This window comes from Acidovorax sp. NB1, from assembly GCF_005405905.1.
Lineage (GTDB): Bacteria > Pseudomonadota > Gammaproteobacteria > Burkholderiales > Burkholderiaceae_C > Acidovorax.
On record NZ_BJHU01000005.1, the window covers coordinates 313,408 to 333,866 of the forward strand.

Consider the following 20,459-nt stretch of genomic DNA (forward strand, 5'->3'; position numbering starts at 1 on the left):
ACCACGCCGACCGCCATGCAGCAAGACCGCCACTTCACCAACGCCGCCCTCCTCACCCGCCGCCACGCCGCCGTGGCCCGGGGCGTGGGCCAGGCCCATGACCTCTTCATCCAGAAGGCCCGCAACGCCGAGCTGTGGGATGTGGAGGGCCGCCGCTTCATCGACTTTGCCGGCGGCATCGCCGTGCTCAACACCGGCCACCTGCACGCTGGTGTGATCGCCGCCGTGAAGGCGCAGCTGGACCTGTACACCCACACCTGCTTTCAGGTGGTGGCGTACGAGCCCTACGTGGAAGTGTGCGAGCGCCTGAACACGCTGGCCCCCGGCGCGTTTGCCAAAAAGAGCCTGCTGCTCACCACGGGCGCTGAGGCCGTGGAAAACGCCATCAAGATCGCCCGCGCCTACACCAAGCGCCCTGGCGTGATCGCCTTCACCGGCGGCTACCACGGCCGCACCAACCTCACGCTGGGCCTCACCGGTAAGGTCGTTCCGTACAAGACGGGGTTTGGCCCATTCCCGGGTGAGACATACCACGCGCTGTTCCCCAATGCGCTGCACGGCGTGAGCGTGGAGCAGGCGCTGCACTCGGTGGAGCTGATCTTCAAGAACGACATCGAGCCCGAGCGCGTGGCGGCCTTCATCGTCGAGCCAGTGCAGGGCGAAGGCGGCTTCTACGTCGCCCCACCCGAATTCATCAGCGGCCTGAAGGCGCTGGCCGACCGCTACGGCATTCTGCTGATTGCCGACGAAGTGCAGACCGGCGCAGGCCGCACCGGCACCTGGTTTGCCAGCGAACAGTGGCCCGTGGCGCCCGACCTGATCACCACGGCCAAGTCGCTGGCGGGCGGCTTCCCGCTGGCAGGCGTGGTGGGCCGGGCCGATGTGATGGATGCCCCCGCCCCCGGTGGCCTGGGTGGCACCTACGCAGGCAGCCCCGTGGCCTGCGCCGCCGCGCTGGCCGTGATCGAGGCCTTTGCGCAAGAAAGCCTGCTGGCCCGCAGCCAGGACATGGGCGCACTGCTGGTGCGCAGCCTCAAAGACACCGCAGCCAAGGTGCCTGCCATTGGCGACGTGCGCGGCCTGGGCGCCATGGTGGCGATTGAGTTGTTCGAGAACGGCGACCTCAGCCGCCCCGACGCCGCCCTGACCAAGCAGGTGGTGGCCGAGGCCGCGCGGCGTGGGCTGATCCTGCTGTCGTGCGGCACGCATGGCAATGTGATCCGCATCCTGGTGCCGCTGACCGCCTCGGACGAGCTGCTGCACGAGGGCCTGGCCATCCTGGCCGACAGCCTGGAGGCCGTGACTGCGGCCACGCACTGACATGCGCCCGGCCCTTCACTCCACCTACCAGGCACCGCCCGCCATGAACCAGCCTGCCGAACCCCTGGTGCGCTTTACCGGCGTGCAAAAGACCTACGACGGCGAGCAGCTCGTGGTGCGCGCGCTGGATCTGGACATCCAGCGCGGCGAGTTCTTGAGCCTGCTGGGCCCGTCGGGCTCGGGCAAGACCACCACGCTGATGATGCTGGCCGGGTTCGAATCGCCCACGGCGGGCGACATCCTGCTCGATGGCAAGCAGATCACGCGCACGCCGCCGCACAAGCGCAACTTTGGCATGGTGTTCCAGAACTACGCGCTGTTCCCCCACCTCACGGTGGGCGAGAACGTGGCCTACCCGCTGACGGTGCGAAAGGTGCCCAGGGCCGAGCAGGCCGAACGCGTGAAGAAGGCACTGGACATGGTGCGCCTCTCTGGCATGGCCGACCGCCTGCCCGCGCGCCTCTCGGGCGGCCAGCAGCAGCGCGTGGCGCTGGCACGCGCGCTGGTGTTCAACCCGCAGCTGGTGCTGATGGACGAGCCCCTGGGTGCGCTGGACAAACAACTGCGCGAGCACATGCAGATCGAGCTGAAAGAGCTGCACCGCCAGCTAGGCGTGACTTTTGTGTATGTGACGCACGACCAGGGCGAGGCCCTGACCATGAGCGACCGCGTGGCCGTGTTCAACGAAGGCGTGATCCAGCAGCTGGCCGACGTGGAGAGCCTGTACGAAACGCCCAGCAACCGCTTTGTGGCGGGTTTTGTGGGCGACAGCACCGTGCTCTCGGGCACGCTGCAGGGTGCGGGGGCCGACGCGGCCATCCAGATGCCCGGCGGCTTTCTGCTGCCCGGCATCAACGTGAACCAAGCCCCCGTGGGCGCGCGGGTGCAGGCCTGCGTGCGGCCCGAGCGCATCGTGCTGCACCCGCAGTCCGAATACCCCCGGCCCAACGCCATCCCGGCCACTGTGGCGCGCACCATTTACTACGGCGACCACCTGCGCCTGGTCTGCGAGCTGGGCCACGGCCAGGAGCCAGCCACGGTCAAGCGGGCCTTGTCACCCCTGGGCACCAGCCATGCGCAGCCGGGCGACCAGGTGCTGCTGGAGTTCCCGCCCGCTGCCACGCGCATCTACGCCGTGTGAGGGCGTTGCACAACCCTGCTGCGCCCTCACCGCCCGCCCCCTTTCCCTGTCAATTCCCAGTCACTTCCCTGTCCCCGTTCCTCCACTACCCAAGGAAATCTGCACCATGAAAAAGAGCCTCATCGCCTGCGCATCGCTGGCTGCCTGCCTGGTCACCCTGCCCAGCTTTGCGCAGCAGCAACTCACTGTCGTGAACTTCGGCGGCGCCAATGCCAACGCGCAGAAAAAGGCGTTCTACGAGCCCTATGAAAAGCAGGGCACCAAGATCGTGGCCGTGGAATACAACGGCGAGCAGGCCAAGGTCAAAGCCATGGTCGAGACCAAGAAGGTGACCTGGGACGTGGTGGAGGTCGAATCGCCCGACGCCGCACGCGGCTGCGACGAGGGACTGTATGAAAAGCTGGACTACAGCAAGATCGTGCCCAAGGCCGACCTGCTGCCCGCCGCCGTGCACGAATGCGCCGTGGGCATCTTCGTGTGGTCCACCGTGATGGCCTACAACGGCGACAAGCTCAAGACCCCGCCCACCAGCTGGGCCGACTTCTGGGACACCAAGAAGATCCCTGGCAAGCGCGGCATGCGCAAGGGCGCGCGCTACAACCTCGAATTCGCCCTGCTGGCCGACGGCGTGAAACCCGCCGACGTGTACAAGGTTCTGGCCACCAAGGACGGCGCCGACCGCGCGTTCAAGAAGCTGACTGAACTCAAGCCCAGCATCCAGTGGTGGGAGGCCGGTGCCCAGGCGCCCCAGTTCCTGGTGGCGGGCGATGTGGCGCTGACGACGGTGTTCAACGGCCGCATCGACGCCGCCAACCGCGAAGGCCGCAACCTCAAGATCTACTGGCCCGGCGGCATCTACGACCTGGACTACTGGGCCATCCCCAAGGGCACACCCAACAAGGATGCGGCCGTGAAGTTCATCGCTTTCACCATGCAAACGCCGCAGCAAGCGGCCTACGCGCAGAACATTGCCTACGGCCCGGCCAACAGCAAGGCGCTGGCGTCGCTCGACAAAAAGGTGCTGGACGACCTGCCCACCTCGGCCAGCAACGCCAAGGAGGCGCTGCAGTTCAGCGTGGGCTTCTGGGCCGACCAGGGCGAGGCGCTGGAGAAGCGCTTTGCCGCCTGGGCCACGCAGTAAGCCTCCTGTATTGCCCCTCTGAAGATGCCCTTGTGAAACGCTGAGAGCAGGACACCCGCATGCAAGCCACCCTGGCCCACCCCCACGCCATTGCCCCTGAAGGCAGCCCCCCCGGTGCGCTGCGCCAGGCCCTGGCACGCGCCGAGTCGCGCCGCAAATGGCGCGCCTTTGCGCTGACCTTGCCCCTGCTGGTGTTCCTGCTGCTCACGCTGCTGGTGCCCATTGCCGCGCTGCTGCAGCGCGCGGTAGAGAACCCCGAAGTCGCCAACGCCCTGCCCGCCACCATGCGCGCGCTGGACGGCTGGGACCGCAAGGAGGCCCCCGGCGCACCCGCCTACGCCGCGCTGGTGCAAGACCTGGCCCGCCTGCCCGACACCTCGGACGCCGGGGCGCTGGCGCGGCGGCTCAACACCGAAGTGCCCGGCGCGCGCTCGCTCATCATGGGCGCGTACCGCGCGTTGCCCATGGAGGGCACGCCCGAGGCCATCCGCGCGCAAATGCTGGACAAGGACCCGCGCTGGGCCGAGGCCCCGCTGTGGCAGGCCATCGCCAAGAACGGCGCCCGCTGGACGCCCGACTACCTGCTCGCCTCGGTAGACCTGCAGCGCGATGCGCTGGGCCACGTGGAACGCATGCCCGAGGAGCAACGCGCGTTTGGCGGCATCTTGCTGCGCACCTTCCATATCAGCCTGGTGGTCACGCTGGTGTGCCTGCTGCTGGGCTACCCGCTGGCCTGGTGGCTGGCCACCCTGCCCGCACGTCCGGCCAATGTGCTGATGATTCTGGTGCTGGTGCCGTTCTGGACTTCCATCCTCGTGCGCGTGGCCGCATGGATCGTGCTGCTGCAATCCGAAGGGCTGGTCAACCGGGGGCTGATGGGGCTGGGCCTGATTGAGCAGCCTCTGGCGCTGCTGTTCAACCGCACGGGCGTGGTGATTGCCATGGTGCACATCCTGCTGCCCTTCATGATCCTGCCGCTGTACAGCGTGATGAAAAGCGTGCCGCCCACCTACCTGCGCGCGGCGGTGTCGCTGGGCAGCTCGCCGGTGGCCGCGTTCTTCCGGGTGTATGTGCCGCAAACCTACCCAGGCATTGGCGCAGGCGCGCTGCTGGTCTTCATCCTGGCCATCGGCTACTACGTCACCCCCGCGCTGCTGGGCGGGGCAGACGACCAGATGCTGAGCTACTACATCGCCCGCTACACCAATGTGGAAGTGAACTGGGGCATGGCCTGCGCGCTGGGCGCCCTGCTGCTGGCGGCCACGCTGGTGCTGTATGGCGTGTACCGGCGCTTTGGCAAGGCCGAGTTGAGCCTGGGCTGACCCCAGGTTGACCCATCTTCTGACGCAGAAAGCAGCTGACCATGTTCCGCCTTCCCTCCTTCCCCCTCTATGCCACGCTGGCCGACAAGCTCGGCTGGTGGGCCGTGCGCGCGCTGTGTGTGGCCGTGCTGGCCTTCTTGCTGGCGCCCATCCTGGTGATGGTGCCGCTGTCGTTTTCCGAGAGTTCTTTCCTCGCCTACCCCATCCACGGCTGGTCGCTCAAGTGGTACCAGAACCTGTTCGAATCCGCCGAATGGGCGCGCGCCACGCGCAACAGCTTCATCGTGGCGCCTGCGGCCACGCTGATCGCCACGGTGCTGGGCACGCTGGCTGCGGTGGGGTTGTCGCGGGCGGACTTCCGCTTCAAGGGGCTACTCATGGGCATCCTGATCGCGCCCATGGTGGTGCCCATCATCGTGGTAGGCGTGGCCACCTACCTGTACTTTGCGCCGCTTGGGCTGGCCGACAGCTACCTGGGCCTCATCGTCGTGCATGCCGCGCTGGGTGCACCGTTTGTGCTGACCACCGTGCTGGCCACGCTGGCGGGCTTCAACCACAACCTGGTGCGCGCTTCGCTGAGCCTGGGCGAGACGCCGCTGAACACCTTCTTCCGCATCACGCTGCCGGTGATCGCGCCGGGCGTGATCTCGGGCGCTCTGTTTGCGTTTGCCACCTCGTTCGACGAGGTCGTGGTCACGCTGTTCCTGGCCGGGGCCGACCAGTCCACCCTGCCGCGCCAGATGTTCAACGGCATCCGCGAAAACATCTCGCCCACCATCGCCGCCGTGGCCACGCTGCTGATCCTGTTCACCACCAGCTTGCTGCTGGCGCTGGAATGGCTGCGGGGGCGGCGCGCCTAGCAGTCCCCCCAAACCCCTGTTGCAAGTGCCACATTGGTGACAAAGGCCCCGTGAACGCGTGCTAGCCTTTGCTGATTTGCCCTTGGCACCTAGCGTTACCGCTTGCGCGGGACCAGGCACCCCGTATCCACACCATTAGCCATTCCATCCCCCTTCACCTCGCCCGGAAGCCATCCCATGGACATGAAGACATCCCCCCTCGCCCTGCTGAACGACCCCACCCTGCTCAAGACCGACGGCCTCATCAACGGCCAGTGGGTCGCAGGCAGCAGCCGCTTTGATGTGAACGACCCGGCCACAGGCCTGAAACTGGCCGACGTGGCCAACCTGGGCCCAGCGGACGCAGAGGCCGCCATTGCCGCTGCCAACGCCGCATGGGGCCCCTGGAAGACCAAGACCGCCAAGGAGCGCAGCATCATCCTGCGCAAGTGGTTTGACCTGCTGATGGCGAACCAGGACGACCTGGGCCGCATCATGACTGCGGAGCAGGGCAAGCCCCTGCCCGAAGCCAAGGGCGAAGTCGCCTACGGCGCGAGTTTTGTGGAGTGGTTTGCCGAAGAGGCCAAGCGCATCAACGGCGAGACCCTGCCGCAGTTCGACAACAACCGCCGCCTGCTGGTGCTCAAGCAGCCGATCGGCGTGTGCGCTGCCATCACGCCGTGGAACTTCCCGCTGGCCATGATCACGCGTAAGGTGGCGCCCGCGCTGGCCGCAGGCTGCCCCGTGGTCATCAAGCCTGCCGAGCTGACGCCGCTCACCGCCCTGGCCGCCGCCGAGCTGGCCTTGCGCGCGGGCATTCCTGCCGGCGTGTTCAACATCCTGCCCGCCGACAGCGACAACTCCATCGCCATCGGCAAGGTGCTGTGCGCGAGCGACGTGGTGCGCCACATCAGCTTCACCGGCAGCACCGAAGTGGGCCGCATCCTGATGGCGCAGTCGGCGCCCACGGTCAAGAAGATGTCGCTGGAGCTGGGCGGCAACGCGCCCTTCATCGTGTTCGACGACGCCGACATCGACAGCGCCGTCGAAGGCGCCTTTGCCAGCAAGTACCGCAACGCCGGCCAGACCTGCGTGTGCACCAACCGCTTTTACGTACAGGAAGGCGTGTACGACGAGTTCGTGGCCAAATTCGCCGCCAAGGTCAAAACGGCCAAGGTGGGCAACGGATTTGAGGCCGGCGTGAACCAGGGCCCGCTGATCGAGGAAGCCGCGCTGACCAAGGTGCAGCGCCATGTGGACGATGCTCTGGCCAAGGGCGGCCAGGTGGTGGCGGGCGGCCAGCGCCTCACCGCCCTGGGCTCGGGCCAGTTCTTTGAACCCACGGTGGTCGCCAACGCCACGGCCGACATGCTCTGTGCGCGCGAAGAAACCTTCGGCCCATTCGCCCCGGTGTTCAAGTTCAAGACCGAGCAAGAAGCCATCGATGCGGCCAACAACACTGAGTTTGGCCTGGCCAGTTACTTCTACAGCCGCGACGTGGGCCGCATTTTCCGCGTGACCGAAGCGCTGGAATACGGCATGGTCGGCGCCAACGTAGGTATCCTGGCCACCGAGCACGTGCCTTTTGGCGGCGTCAAGCAGTCCGGCCTGGGCCGCGAGGGCTCGCACTACGGCATGGACGACTATGTGGAGATCAAGTACCTGTGCCTGGGGGACATCCAGAGCGGCCAGTAGCCCTGCCCTTCTCCGCCCTGCTCACCGCGCGCCGCCACTGCCCCAATAGCTACTATTTTTATAGCTACTTACACAGATGGGGCGCGCGGAAAAGGCTAAAAAAGCTCAAACTTTTGGTCACCCCACACCGCTGCGCACCTACACGCAGCGGTAGGCCGCTTCAAACCGGCTGACCTGCACAGCCAGCTCCGCCTGCAGGCCATACCGCGCACAGTGTTTGTCAGCCGCCTGCTGGGCGCCATCCGGGCCCAGCGTGGAGTTTTCCCAGTTGATGGACACCACCTTGTCGTTGCCCACAACGATGAAAGGCGCGGGCGGCGAATAGGCGCAGCCGCCCAGGCCTGCGGCCATCACCGCCATCCAGAAGCAGGCCATGAGGGGTCTCGTTGTCGTGTGCGTATCCATGCGGGCCGCAGTGTATCGGACGACCCTCTGCCTGCCCCCTCAGCGCCCGGCGGGCCACAGCCGCTTCAGCCGCAGCCCCGCCCACACGGCCGCAAACACTGCCGCTCCAAACACCCAGCCCGACAGTGCCCCCGCCATGCCGCCGGACAGCAGCGTGCCGATGGTGCAGCCCAACCCCGTCATCGCGCCCCAGCCCAGCAGCACGCCGCCTGCCAAGCCCCGCGCGGCATCGCGCCAGGTAGGCCAGCGCAGCACACACTGGCGGCTGGCCAGGGCCGCGACAAACGCCCCCGCCACCAGGCCTGCCAGCAGCAAGGCATTGGGTGTGAACCAGGTGGACTGTGGCGCGGTGGCGCAACCGGCAAAGCCGTCCAAACCTTCCAGCCGATCGGGAATCCAGCCCTGCCCTTGCGCCCACTGGCGCGCGGCGCTGCCCAGCGTGGCCGTCACCCCCAGCGGCCGCATGCGCACAATGGCAAAGGCGCCGATCAGCCCCACGGCCAGGCCCCCTACCCAGTAGGGCCAGCGCCCTGCCCACAGGTCGCGCCACACGCCGCCCAGGCTGGGCACCGCGCCCCCTGGCACCGGTTCAGCAGCCGCCTCGCGTGCAAATCCGCGCCACAGCCAGGCCGCCACCAGCGCCAGCCCGCCCAGTTGCACCAGCAGCGCCCCGCCATACCCCAGGTGTGCGGGCAGCCACACCACGGGGGCATCGGCCACACTCAAGCTGTACAAGGGGTTCCAGGTTTTGAAGCCCAGCACAAAACCCAGGGCCGACCCGACCAGCGCAAACGGCGACACCGCCGAGCCCTCAGCCAGCCGGTACCAGTGCGCGCTGATGCACGAGCCCGACACCACCATGCCCGCACCAAACGACAGCCCCGCCACCACCAACACCCAGCTCACGGGGCCGATGTGCATGTCGGGCGGCAGCTTGCCAGGCTGGGGCACAGGCAGCCAACTGCCCAGCACCACGGTGTAGCCCACTACACCCACGGCCAGCGCCAGCACGATGGCCAGCAGTCCGCGCGGGTTGCCCTCTTCAAACCAGTCGCGCGCGTGGCAATAAAAACAAAAGCGCGAGCGCTGCAGCACCAGCCCCAGCACCGCGCCCGTGGCCAAAGCAAACGCCAGCGTGCGTCCGCCCGGCAGAACCTGCACCGCGTGGGCTGCCCCCCCCAGTGCCACCACCAGCGCCAGGGCTCCCGCATGAGAAAAATTGATCTTGAACGCCATGAATTCCCCAGGCATAAAAAAGCCCGCACGAAGCGGGCTGTAAAAGAGACCCCCTACCAAAAATCAAAAACTCTCTTTGTTTTGCATTGCACCTTCTTCCCAAAAGGTCTGGTCGGCCAACCCCATCATTTGGCGGCCCAGATGGTGCCCGCCGGGTTGGTGATGGGCACGCCCACCGCGTTGCCGTATTCCGTCCACGAGCCGTCGTAGTTCTTCACGCTGTAGCCCAGGATCTTGGACAGCGCAAACCAGGTGTGGCTGGAGCGCTCGCCAATGCGGCAGTACGTAATGACAGGCTTGCTGCCATCCACACCCGCACTGGCGTAGAGCTTCTTCAGGTCTTCGGCCGACTTGAAGGTGCCATCTTCCTTGACCGCCTGGCCCCAGGGCACGTTGGCTGCGCCGGGGATATGGCCAGCACGGATGCTCAGCTCGGGCACCCCGGCAGGCGCAAAAATCTTGCCCGTGTATTCATCGGCCGAGCGGATGTCCACCAGTTTCGCGTTGCTCTTGCCTTCAGCCGCCGCCAGGGCGTCTGACAGGCGGGCCCGCAGTTCGGTGTTCACCTTGGCCACCTTGTAGTTGGTGGCTGCAAACTCGGGCACGCGGTTGTTCAACGGCTGGTTCTCGGCCTCCCACTTCTTGCGGCCGCCGTCCAGCAGCTTCACGTTCTTGATGCCGTAGATGTCAAACACCCACGCGCCCCAGGCGGCAAACCAGTTGTTGGTGTCGCCATACAGCACCACCGTGGTGTCCTGCGACACACCGGCCTTGGACAACAGCGCCTCAAATGCTTCCTTGCCCACGATGTCGCGCCGCACCCGGTCGTTCAGATCCTGGTGCCATGAAAAGTTGACGGCGCCGGGTACGTGGCCCCGCTCATACAGGCCCGGGTTCACGCTTACTTCGACGATGCGGACCTGCTGGTTATCGAGGTTTTGCGCGAGCCATTCGGTGGTGACCAGGGGGCCTGCGGGGATGGGGGTGGCGGCCAGCAGCGAGCCGCTGAACAGCACCATGCCACCCGCGATGCAGGCGCGCAGCCACTGGCGCCAGGGAGCTTGAGTTGAAGAACGGTACTGCGTGGTCATCGGCTTCCTTTCCGTGTGTGTGGAGTGCCTGCACCGCATGGCAGGTGAAAGGAATTTAGGCCCCTAAGACCCTGCGCCCAACCAACAAGATCGGCTATGGATATGCGTTTTGCATGCTTGCAAAAAGCGCTTTCAGGACGGCGGGCAGATGCTGCCTATAATCCGTGGCTTCGCGGGTGTAGTTCAATGGTAGAACGGCAGCTTCCCAAGCTTCATACGAGGGTTCGATTCCCTTCACCCGCTCCAAATGCAAAACCCGCCAAGCTTCACAGCTTGGCGGGTTTTTTCATGGGTGGACGCGCTCAGCCCCGAATGGATGTCGCATCCTGCCCCAGATTGAACCGCGCAATCGCCTCCACCATCTGCTGCGCCTGCGTGCGCAGGCTGCTGGCGGCGGCGGCCATTTCTTCCACCAGGGCGGCGTTCTGCTGCGTGGTCTGATCGAGCTGGGTGACGGCCTCACCGACCTGGCCCACGCCTGCGGTCTGTTCGTTGCTTGCGGCGCTGATTTCGGAAACCATGTCGGCCACGCGCTGGATGGAACTGACCACCTCCTGCATGGTGGTGCCAGCCTGGTCGGCCAGCACCGAGCCTTGCTGCACCATCGCGCTGCTCGCGCCAATCAGCTCCTTGATGGCCTTGGCCTCGGCGGCGGTGCGCTGGGCCAGGTTGCGCACTTCTGCCGCCACCACCGCAAAGCCACGGCCCTGCTCACCCGCACGGGCGGCCTCCACGGCCGCGTTCAGCGCGAGGATGTTGGTCTGGAACGCAATGCCGTCGATCACACCGATGATGTCGGCGATCTTCTGGCTGCTGCTGTTGATGTTCTGCATGGTGCTGACCACCTTGGACACCACCTCCCCACCCTGTTGCGCCACGCGGCTGGCGTCCACTGCCAGCTGGTTAGCCTGGCTGGCGCTGTCGGCGTTGTGGCGGATGGTGGCACCCAGCTGCTCCATGCTTGCGGCCGTCTGCTCCAGCGCGCTCGCCTGGTTCTCGGTGCGGCCCGAGAGGTCCTGGTTGCCTTGGGCGATTTCAGTGCTGGCGGCCGACACACTGTCGGCGCTGGTGCGCACGGTGCCCAGGCTGTCCACCAGGCGGGCACGAAAGCCCTCCATCGCCTGGGCCAGCGTGCCGATTTCGTCGCGGGACCGCACCGACACCGCATGCGTGAGATCGCCCTGCGCCAGGTAGGCAAGCGCGGTGCTCAGCTGCTGCACGGGCGCGCCTACCAGGCGGCGGGTGGCCAGCACCAGCACCACCGTCAGCAGGGCCAGGGCCACCACCACCCCCAGCCACAGCCAGGCCAGCACATTGCGGGCCTCGCTCATCATTTCGGTCAGGGGCGCTTCGGCCACGATGGCCCAGTTCCAGGGCTTGTAGTGCTCCACCGCCAGGTAGCGCGTGGCGCGGTCGCCTTCGCCACTGCGGCGCGGCGACCAGTCCGACTCCAGATCTCCCGCCTGCCCCACTGCCGCCAACGACGCCATCCAGGCCTTGGCCTGCTCGTCCTTTTCGTCCAACTTGAGGGGCTTGCCCGCGCCCGGCAGGCCAAAAATGCTGCCCCGCGCAGGGCCCGCCGAGAGGTTGACCGCATAGACCGCCCCGGTCGCAAACAGCTTCTGCCCCGCCATCACCGTGTCGAGCTTGCCCAGGATGGTGCCCATGTCTGAGCCGATGAACAGAATGCCGATGGTGCGATTGCCCTCGCGGATAGGCTCGTACACGGTCATGTACTCGCGGCCAAACAGGCTGGCGCGGCCAATGTAGGTCTTGCCCTCGTTCATCAGGGCATAGGCGGGGTGCTTACGGTCCAGCAGGGTCTTGTAAGCGCGCTCGCCATCCTGCTTCTTGAGCGAGGTGGTCACGCGGATGAAGTCATCCCCCGTGCGCGCAAAAATGGTCGCCACCGCGCCCATGCTGTCCTTGGAAAAGCGGTCCACCACCTCGAAATCGCCATTGACGGCCGCGCCCTGGAACGACAGCACGGCCTCTGGTTTGCCGTCGGCCCCGGGCGCCTCGGCCACCGAAAACTGGCCGGGGAAATTCGCCTTGAACAGGGTGAAGTCCCGCTTGGCCTGCTCTTGCGCGGTGTCGTCAAAGGTCTGCACCAGCATGCGCACCTGGGCGGCGTACTGCTTGGCATCGTCCCGCGAGAGGCGGCCAAAGTCATTCCAGAGCAGGCCGCTGACGATGCCCATGGTGGCCAGCAAGACCACCAACAGGCTGAACAAGGCGGTTGCCGACAATTTGAATGCCACTGAATGGCGGGTGTTTGACGAAATCATCTGGTGCTTTTCTGTGATTTATGCAACGGCGTGCATATGAGGCAGACAAAGTACCCGATTCATCGACTAATGCAAACGGCGCTGTCGGCAATGGCCTGTCAAAACCTAGGGAAAACCCTTGCAAAAATCACCAATGCCCGGCACACGCGCCCGTGCCGTAGCACCTGCGAATGCGTGAAGAGAACCTAAACACCCACGGGCAAGTGCAGGGACTGCCTGCTCTCAAACACCCGCTGCGCCCCCGTGACCGGGTCCACAAACGCCAGTGACTGCGCCAAAAGCTGCAGGGGCCGCGAATAGTCGCCTTCGGGCGGGTCATTGACGATGGGGTAGAACGGGTCGTTGCGCAGCGGCAGCCCCAGGGCCGCCATGTGCACGCGCAGCTGGTGCCGCTTGCCGGTAATCGGCGACAGGCGATAGCGCGCCCAGCCACCTGCCACCTCCAGCACCTGCATGTGGGTGTGGCTGTTGGGCTCGCCGGGTACTTCCTGCATGCGAAAGAACTGCGGGCTTTCTTCCAGGCGGCTGGCATGGTCGCGAGGAAAAGCCACATCCGCACGCCAGGGCGCAATCGCGTCGTAATGCTTGGTGATCTGCCGGTCGCGGAACAAGGCTTGGTAGGCACCACGCGTGCGCTGCTGCACCGACAACATCACCAGCCCGGCCGTATCGCGGTCAATGCGGTGCAGCGGTGACAGCTCGGGCAAGCCCAGCTGGCGCTTGAGCCGCACCAGCAGCGTGTTGTGCAAATACCGGCCCGAGGGGGTCACCGGCATGAAGTGCGGCTTGTCGGCCACCACCAGGTGCTCATCCTGGTACAGCACCACCTCACTGAAAGGCAGCGCGGGCTCTGCTGGCAGGCTGCGGTAGTAGTACAGGCGCAGGCCACCTTCAAACGGCCGCTCGGGCCCCACCAGCTGGCCGCGCTCGTCCACCACGTCGCCTGCCAGCATGCGCTGGCGCCATTCATCGCGGGCCACCACCGACAGCCGCTGGGCCAGAAAGTCCAGCATGCTGCCCTGCCCGCGCGGGGGCAACACCACACAACTGGGGCTCACGCCATCGCGCACGGGCAGGACATGGGGGTGGTGGGGGTTGTGCATGGCGCGGGGATTTTAGGGTGCGCTGGCTGCATCGATAGGTACATGGCTAGCAGACTCCATCGCCACCGAGGCACCCCTCAATGAAAATCCCGGCTGCCCTGCAGCGCCTGCGCCATGCGGCCCAGCAGTGGGGTCAGGTCCTTGAAGCGCTGGGCCACCAGGTGGCGCACCACGGCCGGGGTGGCCTGGCCGGGCGCGGTGGAATGCGCGCTGCCGCCCTCGGGCACGCTGCACTGCCACAGGCCTTCCACGGCCAGCAGTTGGGATCTGAGCAGGGCATTGCGCCAGCGGTCCACCATGGCGGGCCAGACGATGACGTTGACGGGGCCGGTTTCGTCTTCGAGGGTGACGAACATGGTGCCCTTGGCGGTGCCGGGGCGCTGGCGCACGGTGACGATGCCGCAGGCGCGCACATGGCGGCCGTGGGGCGTGGCCACCAGCTGCAGCGCGGTCTGCAGGCGCCAGCGGGCCAGGCGGGGGCGCAGCAGGGCCAGGGGGTGGCGGCGCAGGGTGAGGCCGGTGGCGGCGTAGTCGAACAGGATCTCTTCGCCCTCGGGGGCGGCTGGCAGCGTCAGCGGGGCCTCCAGCACGGGCACCTCGCGCAGCAGGGCCGGGGCGCTGTGCTGGGCGGCTGCGTCCCACATTTGCTGGCGCCGGTGGCCTGAGAGACTGGCCAGCGCATCGGCGGCGGCCAGGGCCTGCATGTCCTGCTGGCTCAGTGGGGTGCGCAAGGCCAGGTCTTCGGCACTGGCCCAGGCGGGGCCCTGGCTGCGCACCTGCACGAGGCGCTTGGCGGCCTCTTGCGACAGGCTGGCCACCAGGCGCAGCCCCAGGCGCACTGCGGGCTGTGGTTGGGATGGTGCTGGCAGACCTTTGTGGGGCCGCAGCAGCTCGGGGGGGCCTTCGAGGGTGCAATCCACGTCGCTGTGGCTCACATCGATGGGCAACACGCGCACGCCGTGGCGGCGCGCGTCCTGAACCAGCTGGGATGCGGTGTAGAACCCCATGGGCAGCGAGTTGAGCAGCGCGGCCAGAAAACACGCGGGCTCGTGGCACTTGAGCCAGCTGCTGGCGTAGGCCAGCAGGGCAAAGCTGTGGGCGTGGCTTTCAGGAAAGCCGTATTCGCCAAAACCGAGCATCTGCTGGAAGATGGCCTGGGCAAATTCAGTGCGGTAGCCGCGCGCCTCCATGCCGCCAATCAGAGGTCGTTCGAAACGGTGCACGCCGCCTTTGCGCTTCCAGGCGGCCATGGAGCGGCGCAGTTCATCCGCCATGCCGGGCGTGAACCCGGCGGCGATCATGGCGATCTGCATGACCTGTTCCTGGAAGATGGGCACACCCAGCGTGCGTTCGAGGGCATCCTCCAGTTCGGGCTTTTCCAGCTCCAGCGGCAGGCCCTGCTGCCTGCGATCACGCGCTTTGAGGTACGGGTGCACCATGCCGCCCTGGATGGGCCCGGGCCGCACGATGGCAACCTCGACCACCAGGTCGTAGAACGTGCGCGGGCGCAGGCGCGGCAGCATGCTCATCTGGGCGCGGCTTTCGATCTGGAACACGCCCACGGTGTCGGCGGCACAGATCATGTCGTAGGTGGCGGGGTCTTCGTGCGGGATGTCCTTGAGGCCCCAGTGCTCGCCGCGCAGCACGGCACGCAGCTGCAGGCAGCGGCGCAGCGCGCTGAGCATGCCCAGGGCCAGCACGTCCACTTTGAGCAGGCCCATGTCATCGAGGTCGCCCTTGTCCCACTGGATGACGGAGCGGTTGTCCATGCTCGCGGGCTCAACTGGCACCAGCCGCGTGAGCTTGCCCTGGGTGAGCACGAAGCCGCCCACATGCTGGCTGAGGTGGCGCGGAAAACCCTGGAGGTCGGCCGCCAGCTCCAGCCACAGCGTGGCGGTGTGCGGGTGCAGCGCGGCGCCGACGGCCTGCGCCAGCTCCTGCAGGCGGTCGGCAGCGAAGGTTTCGTCAAACCAGTGGTGGTCCTTGGCAAACGCATCGACCAGCGCGGGCGCCACGCCCAGGGCCTTGCCCACGTCGCGCAGGGCGCTGCGCGTGCGGTAGCTGGTGACGACGGCGGCAATGGCGGCGCGGTCGCGGCCGTATTTGTCGTAGATGTACTGGATGACTTCCTCGCGCCGGTCGTGCTCGAAGTCCACGTCGATGTCGGGCGGCTCCTTGCGTTCCTTGCTGATGAAGCGTTCGAACAGCAGGTGGGTGTTCTCGGGCGGCACGGCCGTGATACCCAGCATGTAGCAGACCACCGAGTTGGCGGCAGAGCCGCGCCCCTGGCACAGGATCTTCTGGCTGCGGGCATAGCGCACGATGTCGTGCACGGTGAGGAAGTACATCTCGTACTGGCAGTGCGCGATCAGCTCCAGCTCTTTGCGGATCTGTGCCAGCACTTTGTCGGGCGCGCCCTGCGGGTACTCGCCTTCCACGCCGGTCTGCACCAGCCAGGCCAGCGCCTGGGCGGGGGTCATGCCTTTGGGCACGGTCTCCAGCGGGTACTGGTACTTGATCTCGTCCAACTGAAAAGTGCAGCGCCCGGCCACCGTGAGCGTGGCCGCCAGCAGGTCGGGCGGGTAGATGCCCGCCAGCCGCACGCGCTGGCGCAGGTGGCGCTCGGCATTGGGCTGCAGCGCAAACCCGCACTCGGCAACACTGCAGCCCAGGCGCACAGCGGTGATCACATCCTGCAGCGGCTTGCGCGAACGGGCGTGCATGTGCACGTCGCCCGCCGCCACCAGCGGCAGGCCCAGCTGTGCGCCCACGCGCTGCAGCGTGGCCAGCCACAGGCCGTCGTCGGGGGCCAGGTGCAACTCGACTGCCAGCCAGATGTGGCCATCAAAATCAGAGTCAAAATGGGCCTTTGCGCGCGACAGATAAGCACTTATAGCTACCAAATTAGTAGCATCAAAGCGTTTGCGGCAAGGCGCCAGCAGCAGCTCGCACCCCTGCAGCAGGTGCCAGGGGCTGGCCGGGCCCACGTGGTACTGGCCCTTGGGCGCTGCACGGCGCGCGGCCGAGATGAATTCGCACAGGTTGCCCCAGCCCTCGGCGTTCCGCGCCAGGGCCACCAGCCGCAGGTCGCCCCACAGGAACTCGCTGCCCACGATGAGGTGCAGGCCCGTGGACTGGGCGGCCTTCCAGGCGCGCACCACGCCAGCCACGGAACATTCATCGGTCAGCGCCAGGGCCTGGTAGCCCAGCTTGGCGGCGCGCTCGACCAGCTCGTGCGGATGCGATGCCCCGCGCTGAAAGCTGAAGTTGGACAGGCAGTGCAGCTCGGCATAGCCCGGCAAGGATGCCGTCATCTCCATTATTTATAGCGCTGCGCGCCACCCATCTGGCTTGAAACTGGCGCGCCCCGTGCGCGAGCCGCCACACAAGGGCCGCCCCGCCGTGCTGGCGGCGTCCTCCTGCCCGCAGCGCACTGCATTGCGCGAGCGGGGGGACGCGGCGCAGCCACTGAGCGCATGTTCAAAACACACCGTGCAGAAACCAGCGAGGGGGCCGCGCCAGCCCCTGCGCACCGTCAGGCAGCGGCGCCAGCCGCTCGCGGAACACCCATACCAGGCCCGCCACCGCGTTGTGCGCCACAAAGTAGTCGCGCAAGGCCAGACCGGTGCCGGGGCGTGCGGGGTCGGCTTCGCCATTGCCCGCAGACCACCAGCCCGCCTCGAAGCGGTGCGGCCCGGCCAGCAGGCGCAGCAGACCGTGGTGGCAGGGGCGGTTGCCCTGCACGGCCAGCCGCTGGGGCGGGTTCAGCAGCCAGGGGGGCAGCAGCAAAGCGTCGGGGCTGGCATCCAGCATGACCTCGGCACCACCTGTGCTGGCAGCACCAGAACGCCGGACGGGCGGGCGGCCCAGCACCTCGGCTGCAGGGCGCCACTGCTGCATGTGCTCGGGGCGGTGGTCGGCCCACAGCACCGGGGCCTGCACCTGCTCGGGCCCCAGGCGGGCGGACAGGCGTTCCAGCAGCTGGTGCAGGGCTTCGCCTGGGGGCGCAGGGTCGTCGGCACCGCCAAGGCAACCGCCGCCATGGCTACCGGGCGGCAGCAAGCTGGCACTGCGGTGCGGCAGCGGGGCCGATTCCAGCAGGCGCAGCGAGATCTGGTTGGCCGGTGCGGCCAGGGTGGTGCGGGCCAGATTTTCAGACAGCAGGCGCCGCAGGTGTGCCATGTCCTGCGTGGCCTGGGCGGTGCGCACCTGCAGGGCCTGCGTGGGGGCGATCACCACCCCGTCGATGCGGCGCAGGTCGTGGCGCCATGCCAGCTCCAGCGCCAGCGCCCCCTGCTGGCGCGCCTGCAGCCAGCTCTGCAGGGCCGTCAGGCAGCGGTGGGCGCTCCACAGCAGGGCGTCGGCCGAAATGGCCAGCGCGGGCAATTCGGCGGTCAGCGTGAACTGCTCGGGCAGCTCCAGCCAGGCATGGGCCTCGGGGGCATCACCCAGAGCCTGGTCCAGCACCTGCAGCACCCCGGCGCCCAGACGCCGGGCCAGTCCGGCACGCGGCAACGCGCGCAAGGCTCCCCAGGTGCGGCAACCCATGCGCTCCAGGCTGGCCACATGCGGGCGCAAGGCAGTCAGGGTGTGCAAAGGCAGGGTGTGCACCTCGGGCCCCTGGGGGCCGCGCGGTGCATGCCCTGCCAGTGCCATGCGCAGCCAGGCCTGCGCCACCAGCGCGGTGGGCCCGCAGCCCCAAGGGGGTTGCTGCGGTGTTGCCCCCACTTCCCCGGTGGCTCCGGGTTCTGCCACCTCCCCCGCAGCTGCAGCCCAGGCCTGTAGAACCAAGGCCAGCAAGGCACCACGCCCGCCCCAGAGGCGCTCGGTGGAGGAAACCTCCAGCAGCACGGTATCGCCATCCACCAGCGCCACACGCGGGGTAAAACGCAGGGCCCACCAGCCCACAGCGGGGCCTGGCACGTCAACACCCCTGCCTGCAGCGGCCCCTGCGCCCGTGTTGGCCGGGCTGGCTGCGGGCTCATCCCGCCACGGCAACGGCAATGCGATCCAGTGCATGCCCCCTCCCCTGCAGCCCCGCTGTTGCGGGTTCAGTTTGCACGGGCTGCGCCGTCCGGCCTCCCGGGGCCGCTGGGCTGTAGCGCGCCACCGTGGCGCGGGCCACCATCTGCGCGGCGTGGCGGCGCTCGGCCTGCGCCACCAGGGCCTGCGCCAGCCGGGGGTGGCAACCCGGCAGATGCAACGCCTGCACCAGGGGCGGCCCCCGGCGCTTGAGGATCTGCACCTGCATGCCGGGCGCGACAGGCGTGGACGCCCCGGCAGACGGCACCAGCCCCTGCTGCACCTGCAGCCGCAGCAGGGCTGGCGATGCCTGCGGTGCGGCGCTGGCCGGGCGGAACACCCACAGCAGTTGCTGCTGCTGCGCCGCCGCCAGCTGCAATCTGCGCAAGGCTGCGGCAGGTGCCTGCGGCAGCCAGGCCATGACGGCCAGCACACCGTGGCAGCGCAGCGCCTGTTCAGCCGCCCAGAATGCAGCGCGGGCACTGCCGGCGCGCACCACACACAGCCGCTCGGGCGGCAGCCCCTGCGCCTTCAGCGCCGGGCCAAAGGGCTCGCAGGGGGGTGCCACCGCCACCACGGCCCCTGCGCGACGGGCTGTGGCCTGGGCCAGCGCGGGCAGCACCAGCTGCCATTCATGCAACCCCGCCAGGGGCTGCAGCACCTCGCACAAAGCCCCTACCGGCCAGCCCCCGCCGGGCAGTTGGGCATCCAGCAACGCATACCCCGTGGGCTGGGCCGCCTGCGGGCCCGCACCCAGCGCATCCGCATGCCAGACACCGGGCACGGAAGAAGGCAGATCGGGCGCAATCCGCAAGGACAGGCTGGGCGCAGGCATGGCGGGAAAGAAGCTTCAAAGACCAAGAATACTGTAAATATAACCAGTATTTTGAAGTGTGGCGAGCCATCCGGGGGAAGGCTCCAGGGGTCAAGGGGGTATAAGCTTGGGGGTGTCTGCAGACAAGAACGAGGCGCCCGCAAACTCTCTGGCCTGGGTAGTTTTAGGGCCCGTTCAAGCTCTCAACACCGCCGCAGCACCAATTCGCACTATTCGGCCATTGCGATGGCATCGCCCTGCAACTGCGACAGCAACTTACCCCGGTGCTGGGGTCGTGTGGGGACTTGCATCAATCAAGGCCTTCTGCAAGGCCAGCAAGCAGGAGTCGGCGAATGCAAAGGCGCTGTCTGCCAGGGCCTTGGCGGTACCAGGGGACAAGGTGACCTTGAGCTGGTCCCAATACGCAAAGGCCTCTGCCAGCAGCAGGATGGGGCCCATGGGGGTGATGTCAGCACTGGCCAGTCCACGCGGATAGCCGCTGCCATCCAAGCGCTCATGGTGCTCCAGCACGGCCACCTCGGCAGCCTTGGTGTCACGGATCATCATGGCCGTGGAGGGGTGCGTCACAAGGTGCTTACGCGCCAACCCACCACCTTGTGGTCAGGATCGCTCCAGACTGGGTCAAGGGGCGCAATGGCGTCAGCAGGTGGGCGCAAGCGAAGGCCCCAGCAGCAGACTACCAATAGGATCGTCCCAAATTCACATCAGGGTTTCCATGGAAAACTGACAGCCAAAGGCAGTTTTTTTTCCTCTTTGGGCAGTCAGGTTTGGGTAAACCCTGAAAAGTTCCGCATTCATTGTTTCCAATACTGGAACAGTTAGTTCGCGACCCGGTGGTTTTTCTCTGAACACCATCGGCGTACAGTTCAACCCATCGATGAGCCGAACCCGCAAGGCGACTCACCGAACCCGGTTCAGGAATGGTTTTTTGGCCCGGCTTTTTTGAGACGCTTTTTAACTTCAAGGATTTTCATCATGAACAACACCGCACGTTTCCTCTCCATCGCCGCTGTCGCTGCTT

General features: G+C 67.0%; 15 protein-coding genes and 1 tRNA gene. 7 read left to right on the forward strand and 9 right to left on the reverse strand.

Features of this window, described 5'->3' with window-relative positions; genetic code table 11:
• Window positions 1–15: 15 nt before the first annotated feature.
• The 6 genes from gabT to AvAM_RS02755 all read left to right on the forward strand — a co-directional run bounded on the left by gabT (window position 16) and on the right by AvAM_RS02755 (window position 7,458).
• On the forward strand, window positions 16–1,320 hold the full coding sequence (gene gabT / locus AvAM_RS02730) for a 4-aminobutyrate--2-oxoglutarate transaminase (RefSeq protein ID WP_137745618.1): 1,305 nt from the start codon (window positions 16–18) through the stop codon (window positions 1,318–1,320).
• A gap of 43 nt (window positions 1,321–1,363) precedes the next feature.
• Window positions 1,364–2,461: an ABC transporter ATP-binding protein gene (locus AvAM_RS02735; protein WP_137745652.1), complete on the forward strand. Its 1,098-nt coding sequence runs from the start codon at window positions 1,364–1,366 to the stop codon at window positions 2,459–2,461.
• Window positions 2,462–2,567: 106 nt separating this feature from the next.
• Window positions 2,568–3,602 carry an ABC transporter substrate-binding protein gene (locus AvAM_RS02740; RefSeq protein ID WP_137745619.1) on the forward strand — a complete coding sequence of 345 codons (1,035 nt, stop codon included), beginning with the start codon at window positions 2,568–2,570 and terminating at the stop codon, window positions 3,600–3,602.
• 59 nt (window positions 3,603–3,661) lie between these two features.
• The gene (locus AvAM_RS02745) at window positions 3,662–4,924 is read left to right on the forward strand and encodes an ABC transporter permease (protein ID WP_137745620.1); all 1,263 of its coding nucleotides are present in this window, start codon (window positions 3,662–3,664) and stop codon (window positions 4,922–4,924) included.
• Between the two features lie 41 nt (window positions 4,925–4,965).
• Window positions 4,966–5,784: an ABC transporter permease gene (locus AvAM_RS02750; protein WP_137745621.1), complete on the forward strand. Its 819-nt coding sequence runs from the start codon at window positions 4,966–4,968 to the stop codon at window positions 5,782–5,784.
• 177 nt (window positions 5,785–5,961) lie between these two features.
• The gene (locus tag AvAM_RS02755; RefSeq protein WP_137745622.1) at window positions 5,962–7,458 is read left to right on the forward strand and encodes an NAD-dependent succinate-semialdehyde dehydrogenase; all 1,497 of its coding nucleotides are present in this window, start codon (window positions 5,962–5,964) and stop codon (window positions 7,456–7,458) included.
• 138 nt (window positions 7,459–7,596) lie between these two features.
• Here AvAM_RS02755 and AvAM_RS02760 read toward each other — a convergent pair whose 3' ends face one another.
• From AvAM_RS02760 to AvAM_RS02770, 3 genes are all read right to left on the reverse strand, one after another.
• Window positions 7,597–7,833 (reverse strand): hypothetical protein, encoded by a 237-nt coding sequence (locus AvAM_RS02760; RefSeq protein ID WP_137745623.1) that lies wholly within the window; start codon window positions 7,831–7,833, stop codon window positions 7,597–7,599.
• A gap of 69 nt (window positions 7,834–7,902) precedes the next feature.
• Entirely contained in the window at window positions 7,903–9,099 is a 1,197-nt protein-coding gene (locus AvAM_RS02765; protein WP_249367897.1) for a YeeE/YedE family protein, read from the reverse strand.
• 125 nt (window positions 9,100–9,224) lie between these two features.
• Window positions 9,225–10,118, reverse strand: a complete 894-nt coding sequence (locus tag AvAM_RS02770; protein ID WP_137745654.1) for a sulfurtransferase — start codon at window positions 10,116–10,118, stop codon at window positions 9,225–9,227.
• A 244-nt stretch (window positions 10,119–10,362) separates the two neighbouring features.
• On the opposite strand from AvAM_RS02770, the gene AvAM_RS02775 reads away from it, so the two are divergent.
• Window positions 10,363–10,436: transfer RNA gene (locus AvAM_RS02775), tRNA-Gly, on the forward strand.
• Between the two features lie 56 nt (window positions 10,437–10,492).
• On the opposite strand, the gene AvAM_RS02780 is transcribed toward AvAM_RS02775, so the two are convergent.
• The 6 genes from AvAM_RS02780 to AvAM_RS26105 all read right to left on the reverse strand — a co-directional run bounded on the left by AvAM_RS02780 (window position 10,493) and on the right by AvAM_RS26105 (window position 19,984).
• Window positions 10,493–12,451, reverse strand: a complete 1,959-nt coding sequence (locus AvAM_RS02780) for a Cache 3/Cache 2 fusion domain-containing protein (RefSeq protein WP_283202028.1) — start codon at window positions 12,449–12,451, stop codon at window positions 10,493–10,495.
• A 212-nt stretch (window positions 12,452–12,663) separates the two neighbouring features.
• Complete coding sequence (locus tag AvAM_RS02785; protein WP_137745625.1) at window positions 12,664–13,581, reverse strand: pseudouridine synthase; 918 nt, start codon at window positions 13,579–13,581, stop codon at window positions 12,664–12,666.
• A gap of 77 nt (window positions 13,582–13,658) precedes the next feature.
• On the reverse strand, window positions 13,659–16,895 hold the full coding sequence (locus AvAM_RS02790) for an error-prone DNA polymerase (protein ID WP_137745626.1): 3,237 nt from the start codon (window positions 16,893–16,895) through the stop codon (window positions 13,659–13,661).
• A gap of 166 nt (window positions 16,896–17,061) precedes the next feature.
• Entirely contained in the window at window positions 17,062–18,600 is a 1,539-nt protein-coding gene (locus AvAM_RS02795) for a DNA polymerase Y family protein (RefSeq protein ID WP_137745627.1), read from the reverse strand.
• Window positions 18,563–19,438: a translesion DNA synthesis-associated protein ImuA gene (gene imuA / locus AvAM_RS02800; RefSeq protein WP_137745628.1), complete on the reverse strand. Its 876-nt coding sequence runs from the start codon at window positions 19,436–19,438 to the stop codon at window positions 18,563–18,565. The genes AvAM_RS02795 and imuA overlap by 38 nt, the downstream gene beginning before the upstream one ends.
• Window positions 19,439–19,693: 255 nt before the next feature.
• Window positions 19,694–19,984, reverse strand: a complete 291-nt coding sequence (locus tag AvAM_RS26105; RefSeq protein WP_375708132.1) for an HD domain-containing phosphohydrolase — start codon at window positions 19,982–19,984, stop codon at window positions 19,694–19,696.
• Between the last annotated feature and the right edge of the window lie 475 nt (window positions 19,985–20,459).

What these genes read in the sequence shown, in the direction of transcription:
- gabT (WP_137745618.1), top strand. Translation starts at nt 16, where the DNA reads ATGCAGCAAGACCGCCACTTCACCAACGCCGCCCTCCTCACCCGCCGC.
- AvAM_RS02735 (WP_137745652.1), top strand. Translation starts at nt 1,364, where the DNA reads ATGAACCAGCCTGCCGAACCCCTGGTGCGCTTTACCGGCGTGCAAAAG.
- AvAM_RS02740 (WP_137745619.1), top strand. Translation starts at nt 2,568, where the DNA reads ATGAAAAAGAGCCTCATCGCCTGCGCATCGCTGGCTGCCTGCCTGGTC.
- AvAM_RS02745 (WP_137745620.1), top strand. Translation starts at nt 3,662, where the DNA reads ATGCAAGCCACCCTGGCCCACCCCCACGCCATTGCCCCTGAAGGCAGC.
- AvAM_RS02750 (WP_137745621.1), top strand. Translation starts at nt 4,966, where the DNA reads ATGTTCCGCCTTCCCTCCTTCCCCCTCTATGCCACGCTGGCCGACAAG.
- AvAM_RS02755 (WP_137745622.1), top strand. Translation starts at nt 5,962, where the DNA reads ATGGACATGAAGACATCCCCCCTCGCCCTGCTGAACGACCCCACCCTG.
- AvAM_RS02760 (WP_137745623.1), bottom strand. Translation starts at nt 7,833, where the DNA reads ATGGCCTGCTTCTGGATGGCGGTGATGGCCGCAGGCCTGGGCGGCTGC.
- AvAM_RS02765 (WP_249367897.1), bottom strand. Translation starts at nt 9,099, where the DNA reads ATGGCGTTCAAGATCAATTTTTCTCATGCGGGAGCCCTGGCGCTGGTG.
- AvAM_RS02770 (WP_137745654.1), bottom strand. Translation starts at nt 10,118, where the DNA reads ATGGTGCTGTTCAGCGGCTCGCTGCTGGCCGCCACCCCCATCCCCGCA.
- AvAM_RS02785 (WP_137745625.1), bottom strand. Translation starts at nt 13,581, where the DNA reads ATGCACAACCCCCACCACCCCCATGTCCTGCCCGTGCGCGATGGCGTG.
- AvAM_RS02790 (WP_137745626.1), bottom strand. Translation starts at nt 16,895, where the DNA reads ATGACGGCATCCTTGCCGGGCTATGCCGAGCTGCACTGCCTGTCCAAC.
- AvAM_RS02795 (WP_137745627.1), bottom strand. Translation starts at nt 18,600, where the DNA reads ATGCACTGGATCGCATTGCCGTTGCCGTGGCGGGATGAGCCCGCAGCC.
- imuA (WP_137745628.1), bottom strand. Translation starts at nt 19,438, where the DNA reads ATGCCTGCGCCCAGCCTGTCCTTGCGGATTGCGCCCGATCTGCCTTCT.
- AvAM_RS26105 (WP_375708132.1), bottom strand. Translation starts at nt 19,984, where the DNA reads ATGATGATCCGTGACACCAAGGCTGCCGAGGTGGCCGTGCTGGAGCAC.